This window comes from Chloroflexota bacterium, assembly GCA_026389585.1.
In the GTDB taxonomy this organism is placed as follows: Bacteria; Chloroflexota; Dehalococcoidia; order UBA2247; family RBG-13-53-26; genus JAPLHP01.
On record JAPLHP010000082.1, the window covers coordinates 17,187 to 29,659 of the forward strand.

General features: G+C 51.1%; 12 protein-coding genes. 9 read left to right on the plus strand and 3 right to left on the minus strand.

Annotation, left to right across the window (positions count from 1 at the left end; all coding sequences use genetic code 11):
- Positions 1-2: 2 nt before the first annotated feature.
- Together plsY and NTZ04_07390 are read left to right on the plus strand one after the other, a co-directional pair.
- Positions 3-683, plus strand: a complete 681-nt coding sequence (gene plsY / locus NTZ04_07385; GenBank protein MCX5992127.1) for a glycerol-3-phosphate 1-O-acyltransferase PlsY — start codon at positions 3-5, stop codon at positions 681-683.
- A gap of 215 nt (positions 684-898) precedes the next feature.
- On the plus strand, positions 899-2,014 hold the full coding sequence (locus tag NTZ04_07390; protein ID MCX5992128.1) for an NAD(P)-dependent glycerol-3-phosphate dehydrogenase: 1,116 nt from the start codon (positions 899-901) through the stop codon (positions 2,012-2,014).
- 29 nt (positions 2,015-2,043) lie between these two features.
- On the opposite strand, the gene dnaJ is transcribed toward NTZ04_07390, so the two are convergent.
- Complete coding sequence (gene dnaJ / locus NTZ04_07395; GenBank protein MCX5992129.1) at positions 2,044-3,162, minus strand: molecular chaperone DnaJ; 1,119 nt, start codon at positions 3,160-3,162, stop codon at positions 2,044-2,046.
- Positions 3,163-3,486: 324 nt separating this feature from the next.
- Between dnaJ and NTZ04_07400 the strand changes: the two genes are divergently transcribed.
- From NTZ04_07400 to NTZ04_07430, 7 genes are all read left to right on the plus strand, one after another.
- Positions 3,487-5,979, plus strand: coding sequence for an ATP-dependent Clp protease ATP-binding subunit (locus NTZ04_07400; protein MCX5992130.1), 2,493 nt, complete (start codon positions 3,487-3,489; stop codon positions 5,977-5,979).
- A gap of 67 nt (positions 5,980-6,046) precedes the next feature.
- Complete coding sequence (radA, locus tag NTZ04_07405) at positions 6,047-7,414, plus strand: DNA repair protein RadA (GenBank protein MCX5992131.1); 1,368 nt, start codon at positions 6,047-6,049, stop codon at positions 7,412-7,414.
- A 6-nt stretch (positions 7,415-7,420) separates the two neighbouring features.
- Positions 7,421-7,924, plus strand: coding sequence for an rRNA maturation RNase YbeY (gene ybeY / locus NTZ04_07410; protein MCX5992132.1), 504 nt, complete (start codon positions 7,421-7,423; stop codon positions 7,922-7,924).
- Position 7,925: 1 nt separating this feature from the next.
- On the plus strand, positions 7,926-9,506 hold the full coding sequence (gene dnaX, locus NTZ04_07415) for a DNA polymerase III subunit gamma/tau (GenBank protein ID MCX5992133.1): 1,581 nt from the start codon (positions 7,926-7,928) through the stop codon (positions 9,504-9,506).
- Positions 9,503-9,805 carry a YbaB/EbfC family nucleoid-associated protein gene (locus NTZ04_07420; protein MCX5992134.1) on the plus strand — a complete coding sequence of 101 codons (303 nt, stop codon included), beginning with the start codon at positions 9,503-9,505 and terminating at the stop codon, positions 9,803-9,805. The genes dnaX and NTZ04_07420 overlap by 4 nt, the downstream gene beginning before the upstream one ends.
- 57 nt (positions 9,806-9,862) lie before the next feature.
- Entirely contained in the window at positions 9,863-10,441 is a 579-nt protein-coding gene (gene recR / locus NTZ04_07425) for a recombination mediator RecR (protein ID MCX5992135.1), read from the plus strand.
- 46 nt (positions 10,442-10,487) lie between these two features.
- Positions 10,488-10,901, plus strand: a complete 414-nt coding sequence (locus tag NTZ04_07430) for a VOC family protein (protein MCX5992136.1) — start codon at positions 10,488-10,490, stop codon at positions 10,899-10,901.
- A 119-nt stretch (positions 10,902-11,020) separates the two neighbouring features.
- Here the strand turns inward: NTZ04_07430 and NTZ04_07435 are convergent, their stop codons facing one another.
- Together NTZ04_07435 and NTZ04_07440 are read right to left on the minus strand one after the other, a co-directional pair.
- Complete coding sequence (locus NTZ04_07435) at positions 11,021-11,935, minus strand: amidohydrolase family protein (GenBank protein ID MCX5992137.1); 915 nt, start codon at positions 11,933-11,935, stop codon at positions 11,021-11,023.
- Between the two features lie 39 nt (positions 11,936-11,974).
- On the minus strand, positions 11,975-12,473 hold a 499-nt coding region (locus tag NTZ04_07440), incomplete at its 5' end, for a hypothetical protein (protein MCX5992138.1).

The following is a 12,473-nucleotide window of genomic DNA, read 5'->3' on the forward strand; positions in this document are numbered from 1 at the left end:
GGGTGGTTAATAGTATTATGGTATTGCTCAAGTTTGCTGTCCTCATTCTTTCGAGTTATCTCATTGGTGCTATTCCATTTGGCATAGTTGTTTCGAAGCTGAGCAGGGGGATGGATATCAGGGGATATGGTAGTGGCAGGATAGGCGCCACTAACGTGATTCGCACGGCTGGCGGCAGGGCGGGGGTTCTTACCATGGGGCTTGATGTGGCGAAGGGCTCTGTGGCTGTGGTGATTGCCTGGTGCCTGTTACATACTCCTGTCGCCCAAGTTGTAGCTGCTATGTCAGCGATGATTGGACATAATTGGTCAGTGTACATCAAGTTCCAAGGAGGTCGGGGGGTGGCCACCTTCGTTGGCGGTTTGGCGGCTATGTATTGGCCTGTTGGGTTGGGAGTTTCGGCAATTGTGCTTTCTGTTGCCGCATTAAGTCGGTATATGTCACTGGGTAGTATTTTAGGCACAGTTACTGCCTTTCTGGTGATGCTTTCTCTGGTAATCTTGGAGAAGCAGCCAGTGGCATATCTGATCTATTGTGGGTTGGCAGGGTGCATGATTCTGTTTCAACACCGTGACAATATCCGGCGGCTCTGCGCTGGTAATGAGCGCAAATTGGGTGAGAAGTCTGAAGTCAGGGAAACGGAGCGTGGTAGCGCGGGAAATGAACATGGCAACTCCGATTGAGATCAGTTTCGGTTATGAATGACCTTGAGGATAGCCGTTGACCGTTGTTTTTATTTAGGAACAAGGCTGATGAAGTTACAGATCTCACGGAAAAGTTGGTGGGGAAGGCTGAGGCTTGACTTCGTTTCTTTGAACCGTGGATAATACTTGAAGTTTCGTCAGGGGAGGGGTGCGAAGTTGGGAAGAAGATATTAGGCCCAGATAAGGGGTGAGGAATGTCTAAAGCCGCTATTATTGGCAGTGCCAGTTGGGGCACTGCTCTAGGAGTAATCCTGGCTCGCAGGGGGATTTGGGTAAAACTGTGGGCGCGGGATAAGGAGACTGCAGATAAACTCAATCTAGCAAGAGAGAATGTTACTTATTTGCCTGGCCCCAAGTTTCCCTCTCGTCTTTCCGCTACAAGTTCTCTGGAAGAGGCGATGGACAAGGCAGACGGGGTTATCCTTGCCGTGCCATCTGGAACCATGCGTTCCAACATAAAGCAGGTAAGGGACTATCTTAACGATTCGAGCCTTATTGTTAGTGCTGCAAAGGGGCTGGAGGTGGGTAGTGGCAAACGCATGTCTCAGGTCATTGCCGAAGAGATTGATGCTCGATTCCACAACAATATTTGTGTTCTGTCTGGTCCTAATATAGCCCATGAGGCTGCCCAAGGTCTGCTGTCAGTGACAGTAATTGCTGCTCGCGATGCGGCGGTGGCTGAGAGGGCAAAGCAATTGATCAATTCAAATCAGTTCTATGTTTTTACTAGCACAGATGTGATAGGAGTGGAGCTAGGTGGTGCCCTTAAGAATGTTATTACTTTGGGCGTTGGCATGCTGGATGGGTTAGGCAATGGAAGCAACGCCAAAGCAGCCCTCATGATTAGGGGACTGAGTGAGGTGATTGTCTTAGGTACGACTTTTGGTGCTAATCCTCTTACCTTTATTGGGCTGAGTGGCTTAGGGGATCTAGTTGTTACCTCTTTCAGCCCTCTCAGTCGCAACTACTATGTAGGTAAAGAGATTGCCAAGGGGCGCTCTGTGCAGGAGATAGTGGCATCAATGCCCCACGTAGCTGAGGGTGTTAGTACTGCTCTTGCTGCTTGGCAATTGGGACAGAAAGCGGGCCTTAGTTTACCTATTATAGAAAAGGTTTATAAGGTGCTCTACGAAGGACTTGATGTGAGGAAAGCGGCGAGTGAACTGCTGGAGTACCCGGCGGATGGAGAATCTCTGGAAGTCACGAAGCTGCTCCGCTTCCTGCTCGATTACCTTAGGATTAGATGGTATCAACCGGGGACTTTCCTGCCAGAGCCAGAAGAGACAGAAGATAAAGGAGAGACCAAGTAAGCTCTTGCCAGTGAGGAGCCTTCCCTGCGTTATTTTGGGGATTTTTTGATTCGGTTAAGGAATCCCTTTTTCCCTGCTTGTTCGGTGGTCTCTGCTGATCCCAGGCTTTTAGCCAACTCAAGAAATAGCTTGTGTTGCTCCTCATTCAATCTGTCAGGAGTGACCACTCTAATCTTGACTAACTGATCTCCCCTGCCGGAGCGATTGACGTAAGGTATACCCTTTCCTTTTAGTTGAATGACCGTATCTGCCTGAGTACCAGGACTGATCTTAAGACCAACTCTACCGTCCAGGGTGGGAACTTCTACCTCATCTCCCAAGGCCGCTTGGGCGAAGTTAATTGGCAACTCGTAAAGGATGTTGTTATCGCCGTCACGTTTGAATAATTCATGCTCTTCTACTGAAAGGGAGATGTACAGGCTACCCGCAGGACCTCCCCACATTCCCGCATCACCTTCTCTCCTGAGGCGTAACTGGTAGCGGTTCTCCACACCGGGAGGGATTTTCACTGTTATGGTGCGTTGTTTTTGCTCCCTGCCTGTGCCCTGACACTGACTGCACGGCCGCTCAATGATGCTCCCCTCTCCGTAGCAGTGTTCGCATATGGCTCTGTTAACAAAGCGCCCAAAGATGCTCTGCTGTACCCGCCGCACCTCGCCCATGCCATTGCAGTGCGGACATTTTACCTGTTGGCTCCCCGGTTCACCGCCTCTGCCAAGGCAGCGGGAGCAGGCTTCTGTTCGCAAGGCGTCAACATGTTTCTCGCAGCCGAAGGCTGCCTCTACGAAAGAAATGCTGAGTTCATGATGCAGGTTAGTTCCTTGTTGCGGTACACGCCGTCTTTCTTGAGCAGCACCGGCAAAGAAGGCATCGAAGATGTCCCCTAGGCCAGTAACGAAGTCTCCAAAACCATCGAAACCACGCCCGTTGTCCAAATGCCCGAAGTGGTCATAAGTAGCCCGCTTTTGGGCATTGCTCAGGACTTGATATGCCCCGCTTATCTCCTTGAATCTCTCTGCTGCTCCATCATGATGGTTGTGATCAGGATGGTACTGGAATGCCAGCTTTCGGAAGGCCTTCTTAATGTCATCCTGGGTGGCATCTCTGGGCACACCCAGTAATTCGTAATAGTCTTTCTTTAGAGCCATATTTGCCTAACTGAGTAACCTGATTTCATCATAAACTTTCGATGCGTGAAAGGTCAAGCCTCCTCAAAGGCACACATGAACAGGGGTGAACATGTGCTGTAAGTCTGATATGCGGTACTACCCTTTAGCAAGGTCCTGGGAGAGAGTCAAATACTTTGATATGCTCTTATAAGCACAATCCTTGCCTTATCGGCTGTTGTTTTGGGAGGGGAAACCAGAGTGGGGTGGAGATATATCATTAATGTAAATTCATGAGTAACCGCTTCCCTTTTTGCGGCTTTTGTGCTATAGTGGTGGCAATACGCCGTTGTTAGGTTGAGGGATATGTCAAGTCGCTTTGAGAAATTCTCCGAACGGGCACGTCGTGCTCTCACCTACGCTCAAGAGGAAGCGCAGAGATTTAATCACAACTATATTGGCACAGAACATATATTGCTGGGGCTGGTTCGTGAGAGTGAGGGCGTTGCTGCGAAGGTGCTTACCAACCTTGATGTTGACCTGAACAAGGTGCGCTCTGCTGTGGAGTTTATCATTGGGCGTGGTGGTAAGACGGGTTCTGCTGAGGTTGGGCTTACCCCAAGGGCGAAGAGGGTCATCGAGCTTGCTGTGGATGAAGCACGTCGCCTCAACCATAGCTATGTTGGCACTGAACACCTTCTCTTGGGGCTGCTACGGGAGGAGGGTGGAGTGGCTGGTGGGGTATTGGAGAGTCTGGGTGTTAACCTAGAGCGTGCTCGTGCTGAGACTACTCGCGTTCTTAACCAGGGTGCTGTTCAAGGTCAACAGGGGACTCGCAGCACCAGTCGCACTCCTACTTTAGACCAGTTAGGTCTGGATTTGACTGCCATGGCTCGGGCTGGGAAGCTCGATCCAGTTGTCGGGCGAGAGAAGGAGATCCAGCGAGTAATCCAGATTCTTGCGAGACGTACCAAGAATAACCCTGTACTTATTGGTGAGCCGGGAGTGGGGAAAACTGCCATAGTTGAATTACTGGCTCATCGTATAGTTGCCGGGGAAGTGCCTCATACACTGCAAGGAAAGCGAGTGGTGACTCTAGATATGGGCTCACTGGTAGCTGGCACAAAGTACCGCGGCGAGTTCGAGGAGAGACTGAAGAAGGTAATTGAGGAGCTCAAGGCTGCTGGCAATTGTGTACTGTTTATTGATGAGATGCATACCATAGTTGGCGCTGGTGCTGCTGAAGGCGCTGTTGATGCTGCCAATATTCTTAAACCTTCTCTGGCTCGAGGTGAGCTACAGTGCATTGGAGCTACCACTCTTGATGATTATCGAAAACATGTAGAGAAGGACGCTGGTCTGGAGCGTCGCTTTCAACCTGTTATAGTAGATGAGCCATCTGTAGAACAGGCTATAAAAATACTGCGGGGAATCAAAGACCGTTATGAGGAACACCATCAAGTAACGATAAACGATGATGCAATCAGAGCGGCTGCAAATCTGGCGTCACGCTACATAGCTGACCGCTTCTTGCCTGACAAGGCGATCGACTTGATGGATGAAGCATCCTCACGGGTGCGTCTCAAGGGTGGGAATATACCTATAGGCCTAAAAGAGGCGAAGGTAGCTTTAGATCGCGTGCGCAAAGATAAGGAAGCGGCTATTGCTGGACAGCAGTATGAGTATGCTGTGGAACTCCGTGATAGAGAGGTTCATCTATCGGAGAAGATCCAGCAATTGGAGAAGGATTGGCGGGCTGATCTGAGCAGTGAGAAACCTGTGGTGACCGAGAGAGATGTTGCGGAAGTGCTCAGCATGTGGACTGGAATTCCAGCGTCGAAGCTGACCTCAGATGAGGCGACGCGCTTGCTGCAAATGGAGGAGGAGTTACACAAGCGCATTGTGTCTCAGGACGAAGCTATTGCTACAGTAGCTAAGGCGGTAAAGCGTGCCCGTGCTGGCCTTAAGGATCCCAGGCGTCCGATTGGCAGTTTCATCTTCCTTGGGCCTACCGGCGTGGGCAAAACGGAGTTAGCCAAGGCACTGGCTGAATTTATGTTTGGCAGTGAGGAGTCTTTAATCCGCCTTGACATGTCGGAGTTTATGGAAAAGCATAGTGTGGCTCGGCTGGTAGGAGCTCCCCCAGGATATGTAGGGTATGATGAGGGTGGGCAATTGACCGAGGCAATAAGGCGCAAATCATATTGTGCTATTCTCCTTGACGAGATTGAAAAGGCTCACCCTGATGTATTCAATATCCTGCTCCAGATATTTGATGATGGCCATTTGACTGATGCCAAAGGTAGGAAGGTTGACTTTCGGAACAGCATCATAATCATGACGAGCAATATTGGCGCTGAACTGATCAAGAAGGATTCGGTAATGGGCTTCGTCAGCCGTGTTGATGAAACAAAGACGAGGCAGCGTTCCTATGAGGGGATGAAGAAAAAACTTCTTGAAGAGCTGAAGAAGACCTTCCGGCCTGAGTTCATAAACCGTCTTGATGGCGTGGTGGTATTTCAGCACCTGAGCCAAGAGCATATCCGCCAGATTGTTGACTTGATGTTACGTCCGATCAAGGCTCAGTTAATCGAGCGTGGCCTTGGACTGGCAGTGACAGATGCGGCCAAGGAGCTTCTTAGCGAGAAGGGTTATGACGAAGCCTTTGGTGCCCGCCCACTGCGTCGAGTAATCCAGACTATGGTTGAGGACAAGCTATCTGAGATGTTGCTTCATGACGAACTTAAACCTGGGGATACCGTTCGTCTGGACCGTGATGGTGATGAGATTTCTGTTCGTCTAGACCCTAGAGACGAAGTTTCAGTAAGTTCAAAATCCTCAGTACAATCGTCTTCCTGAGGTTAGTGTCCATGGAAAGCCGGAAGGGGAGCTCGCAAAGCGCTCCCCTTTTTAGAAGGCGCAGTTAGTGGACATATCCTACAAAACAGTCTTCGTCTGTCAGCAATGTGGCAGAGAAAATCCCAAATGGTTAGGGCGTTGCCCCAGCTGTCAGAGCTGGAACACCTTCATAGAAACCCGGGCAGGTTCCTCCAAAGGGGCCAGTACCGTGTCATCAGCGGGAGTTCCTGCCTGTGAACTATCTCAGGTAGCTGCCGGGGAGATGCCCCGCATTGTCCTTCCGTTTGGCGAGTTAAATCGGGTACTTGGTGGAGGCATAGTTCCCGGCTCTCTAGTTCTCATTAGCGGTGATCCCGGGATTGGGAAATCGACGCTACTACTCCAGATATCAGCAATGATCGCCCAGCAGGGTGGTAAGGTTGTTTATGCCTCAGGAGAGGAATCATTACATCAGACAAAGCTAAGGGCAGATCGCCTGGATATAAAGGGTGAAAGGCTTTACCTTCTCCCTGAGACTGATCTGGAAGTCATTATTCAAAGAATGGAGGAGATATCGCCTGCCCTAGGGGTTATCGATTCTATTCAGACGGTTTACCTCAGGGATCTGGAGGGGGCACCGGGCAGCATATCGCAGGTACGGGGATGTACCTTGAGACTGATGCAGTGGGCCAAGCCATCAGCAGTTCCCCTGATTATAAGTGGCCATGTAACCAAAGAAGGGGCCATTGCAGGGCCAAAGGTCTTGGAGCACATAGTTGATGTGGTCTTATGCCTGGAAGGGGAGTCCCTTAATGCTTATAGATTGTTACGGGGAGTCAAGAACCGCTTTGGCTCTACCAATGAAGTGGGCATCTTTGAGATGAGGGATCGGGGCCTGGTGGAGGTAGATAACCCATCCCAGGTTTTCTTATCTCAGCGGTCACAGGTGGCCATAGGCTCAGCCATAACATCTACTTTAGAAGGAACCCGCCCTTTATTGGTGGAGGTACAGGCGCTGACCACTTTTACCAGTTTTGGCTTGCCACGGCGCACTGCCAATGGAATAGATTTCAACCGTCTTTCATTGATTGTTGCTGTACTTACGAGACGAACTGGGCTGAAATTATCCAATCAGGATATAATTGTCAATGTAGTTGGCGGCTTGAGAACCAGTGAGCCTGCTACGGATCTTGCGGTCGCTCTCTCCATTGCTTCCAGCTTCAGCGATAGAGAAGTGGACCCCAATATGGTGGTGATGGGGGAATTAGGACTAAGTGGCGAAGTGAGAGGTGTTCCTCAGATGGAGCGCAGGCTTGCTGATGCGGCAAGGCAGGGATTCACTCGCTGCCTTGGCCCCAAGGTTACGTTGAGCGGGCTTACCCCCCCTTCTGGGATGGAGGTTCTAGCTATTGATTCGCTTAGAGAAGCCCTGCAGGTGGCGTTGAAACCTCATTAGGTTTTCATGAAGCGGCAGTTTCAGATGAAACTCGATATTCGAATTAGCAGAGGGTTTCAGAAACACTTTAAGAAGGATTGGCTGCGTCGATTAGTCGAATGCTCGCTTGGTCATGGTGCTCAGCACTCTGATACTGATTACGAATTAGGCTTGTTTATTACCAACGACGAAACCGTACGAAGGCTCAATCGAGAATATCGTGGAGTAGACAAAGCCACCGATGTGTTATCCTTTGCACTTGCTGAAGGGGGTGGTGGTGATAGTTCGCCCTCCTTCATAATGCCACCTGACGGTATAGCTCATCTTGGCGAGGTGGTGGTATCCTATCCTCGAGCGCAGGAGCAAGCTGAAGAGAATGGTCGTGAGGTGAGCGAAGAGGTGGCATGGCTGGTTGTCCATGGCGTGCTGCATCTTCTGGGTTATGATCACGATGAACCGGCAAGGGGGCGGAGGATGAGGGCACTGGAGAAGGGCGTGTTGTCCGAGGTTGGGAAGGATTTAGGAAAATAGCATGGCTATGGAATCCAAGGTCTTTTATCGTAAATGGCGACCTCAAACATTAGCTGAGGTCGTTGGCCAGGAGCATATCACGAGGATGCTACGCAATGCCCTGGAAAGTGGCCGCGTGGCTCATGCCTATCTGTTTTGTGGGCCCAGGGGCACGGGGAAGACCAGTACCGGGCGGATTCTGGCCAAGGCGATCAATTGCATCAATAATGGCAAGGGGGAGCCCTGCAATGCCTGTGAGATGTGCCGAGCCGTCACACAGGGCAGCGCATTGGATGTGATAGAAATCGATGCAGCCAGTAACAGGGGCATCGATGACATTCGGGAGCTTCGGGAGAGGGTCAAATTCAGCCCCAACAGCGCTCGATATAAGGTATATATTATTGATGAGGTCCATATGCTTACCACGGATGCCTCAAATGCTCTGCTGAAGACCCTTGAGGAGCCGCCAGCTCATGCGATCTTTGTCCTGGCTACTACTGAACCGCACAAGCTGTTGCCTACCATTCTCTCACGCTGCCAGAGGTTTGATTTCCGGAGGCTCTCTCACAATGCAGTGGTTTCCAAGTTGATGCATATCTGTCAAGGGGAGGGCATCTCTATAGAGCCACAGGGTCTGGGGCTTATTGCCAAGGGCGTTTCCGGCAGTCTTCGTGATGCTGAGAACTTGCTGCAGCAATTGGTTGTCTATTATGGTGACAAGATTGATGTCCGCCAGGTTGAGGATATGCTGGGTGTTACCACTGATTTCAGAATCAGGGAATTGATCGAACACATTGTGAACGGGGATATTACTGCCGGGCTGGCAACCATAAATAGCGTTGTGGGCGATGGACTTGACCTGCTGCAATTCAATCGGGGGTTAGTCGAGTATCTGAGGAATATGCTTTTGGCCAAGTCCGGGGCGGAAGCCTCAGTCGATCTTGCCGTGGAAGATCTGGCCCAGATGAAGACCTTGACGGGCAAGGTGTCGGTAGAAGATATTGTCAAGGCCCTCAAGCTTTTCGGGCAAATTGACCTTCGTTCTAAAGATTACACCTCGTTGCCTCTGGAGCTGGCGCTGGTGGAGTGCATTTTATCCAGAGAGAAGGGAATAGCCGGTGCCGCAGTAGAAAGGGCTACATCGCGTGAGGGGGAGAAGATTTCAGTTCAGTCGACCACGCTTGCTCCCAAAGCTGAACCAGTCGAGAAAGAAGTCTCTTCTACAGCACCGCAGTCTGAGGTTGAGCGCGTCATAAGTCAGTGGAGTGAATTTGTGGATACGCTGCGAGGCGTAGGTTCCGGCGGTAACCTGGATGCCTTCTTGAGAAGTGCTTGTGAACCGGTGGCTGTTGAGGGCGATACCCTGGTACTGGCTTTCTATTACCCCTTTCACAAAGAGAGGATTGAGGATCCGAAGTATTGCAGTATGGTGGAGAGGAAGCTGAGTGAGAAATTTGGCAGTCCCAGTAAGGTACGTTGTATTCTTAGACCAAAGGCTAAGCAGCAAGCCACCGAGGGGCACCTGGTCAAGGCGGCTCTGGAAATGGGTGGCAGGATCACCAGTGTAGTTGAAGGCTCGTCTTTGATGGGAGGAGACAAATGAACAAAAACCTGATGCGCCAAGTCAAGGAGATGCAGGCGAAGTTAGCTAAAGCTCAGGAAGAGCTGGCCAGTGCTCAAGTAGAGGCGAGCGCTGGCGGGGGGGCAGTGACTGTTGTCATTAGCGGGCAACAACAGTTTCTATCAGTCAAGATTTCTCCTGAGGCGGTGGATCCAAAGGATGTTGGTCTTTTGGAAGACCTGGTGCTGGCAGCCATAAATGATGCTATGGAAAAGTCCCAGAAACTGGCTCAGGAACGCCTTGGCGGATTGACGGCAGGTCTCAAGATTCCGGGTCTATAGCGATAGAGATAAGCAGGTTTGGTTTTGGGTATTGAATTTGTTCCTACTGCGCAACCGATGTCCCGCTTGATCGAGGAGCTATACAAGCTGCCGGGTATTGGCCCCAAAAGCGCCCAGCGGTTAGCTTACTTCCTGCTGCGGGCTTCAGAAGAGCAGGCCAGGGCCCTGGCTGAAGCGATTATAGCTGTAAAAGAGAGGGTCATCCTCTGCTCTATCTGCCAGAACATCACTGAGACTGACCCATGTCTTATCTGTGAAGATGGACAGCGGGACCATACCAGCATATGTATTGTGGAAAAGCCCTTAGACATACTGGCTTTGGAGCGTACCCGGAAGTACAACGGTTTATACCATGTCCTGCATGGTGTCCTGTCTCCAATGGAGGGAATTGGCCCTGAGGCCCTCAAGGTAAGGGAGCTTCTGGCCCGTCTTAAGAATGATCTGGTAAAAGAAATCATCTTGGCTACCAACCCCAATTTGGAAGGGGAAGCCACCGCGATGTATATCAGCCGCTTAGTAGCTCCTTTGGGGATAAAGGTTACCCGTCTCGCCAGGGGGCTCCCCTTTGGCAGCGATCTGGAATATGCTGACGAGGTGACTTTGGCTCGTGCTCTGGAGGGCAGGCAGGAGTTTTAGGTATAACCACTGAATGGCCTGGAACTTCAGTTCCATGAGGTGATGAATGGGAATAGAAGGGTTAATGAAGGTTGGTATAGCAGTAAAAGACCTTGAAAAGGTGAGCGGCATTCTCGCCGATGCTCTGGGATTGATCCCTGGAGAGGTTGTGGCATACAAACCTTATCAGATGAGGTATCGCATCTTTACTATAGGAGACTTCTTCATTGAGGTGATAGAACCAACTGGTTCTGATGGGCCAATAGCCAGATTCATCGAAACAAACGGTGAAGGTTTACAACATATGACTTTCAGGGTAACGAACATTGAAAAGGTAATTGCCGAACTAAAAGGAAAAGGCGTTCGGTTTATTCAGGAAACCCCGGTCCAGGAGAAGACCCCTTTAGGCCTGGCGAAGTTTGTCTTCCTCCGCCCTAAGGAATGCCACGGGGTGTTGGTGCAGCTAATGGAGATCCGGTAAGGTTGATCGGGCTCTGCATAGTGACTCGTGCAGAGTGTGGCTAAGAGATAGAAAGAAAAAAGCGGTTTCGAGGACTCGAAACCGCTTTCTATATGTGTCCGTCGGGCGAAAACGCGCGGCTATAGCTTGAAAATATTGACAGCGTTGTCGCGCAGGATTTTTTTCTTGTTGTCGTCCTTTAAGGGTAACTCCACGAACTCTTTCTTGCAACGGGTCAATCCGAATCCGTTGGTGGCCCAGACAACCTTTGCACGACCTATAGGCCCATCCATGAACTCGATGGTGGGTTTATGGAGGCCCGACGGGAAGTAAGCACCGATGTTGCCGTACACGTTGGGGTGTCTCCAGATCATAGAAATCCACTCATCAATCCAGGGCCAGCCGGTGTGGGTAAGCACCATAATAAGATTAGGGAAGTCCATGGCTACCTCGTCAGCGTACATGGGGCGGCCTATCTCACTCGGCAGAGGCTCGGCTGATTGCCCCGTCTGGAAAGTCACTGGTATCCCGAGTTCAACACACTTGGCGTACAGGGGATAGCATTTCGCATCACTGGCCTTGACGCCAAAGCTATTGGGGTGGAACCAGACATACTTGAAACCATGCTCTTTGACTGCCTTCTCCAGATCCTTGAGGCTTTCCTCAATGCGGAAGGGATTGTAGCCGGCGCCACCGACTATCCTCCCCCTGCCCTTATCCACCAACTCAGCGATTCGCTCCATGGTGAAACCAGTCACTAGCTTGCTCTCACGCCTTGACCAGATAAATTGCTGGTCGACGAAGGCTTTCTCTACCCCTATTTCATCCATTTCCTTGATCATCTCGGCAACCGAGGGCTTGTATGAAGAGGCAACCACCTTCCACCCGTCCTTCTCGGGCACACCCAGTTTCTTCAGTACCCCACCGAAAGTGCCCTTGACGCAGGCCTGGGATTCATAGAAACCCCACACATACCTCCACTCTTCCTCGGTAACGATACCGGCATACCCCGCACGGCACATCGTGTCAATAGCCTGTACATCTTTCAGTTCCATTGAATTTAGACCCCTTTCTTCGATTTGTTTCTTTTCTTTCTATGAGAAAGCATGTTCCGTTCTAGCAATGATATCATCCTGGAGTGACTTGGTCAGGTCCACGAAGTAGGCGGCATAGCCCGCCACCCTGACGATGAGGTCGGCATGCTGCTCGGGATGCTTCTGGGCATCCTTCAGTATCCCGGGGTCGATCACATTGAACTGGATGTGATGTATCCCCAGGTCAGCCCAGGTCTTGAGGTAGTTGGCAAAGACCTCCCGGTTCTCCCCCTCCAGGAAATGGGGGGCAAACCTCTGGTTGAAGAGGTGGTTGCAGGAGAGCAGCGGGTCCACCTTGCTCACGGACTTGAGCACTGCGCTGGGTCCCTTCTTGTCCTGACCCTGCACCGGCGAGACGGTGCCGTCATGGAGGGGCTCCCTGGCCTTCCGGCCCTCCGGGGTGGCCGCTACATCAAAGCCCAGGAAGTACCCTACAGAGGCATTGGTGCCGTCCGTATCATAGGGATAGCCGTAGTAGGTGGTGAACTTCTCCGTCTCC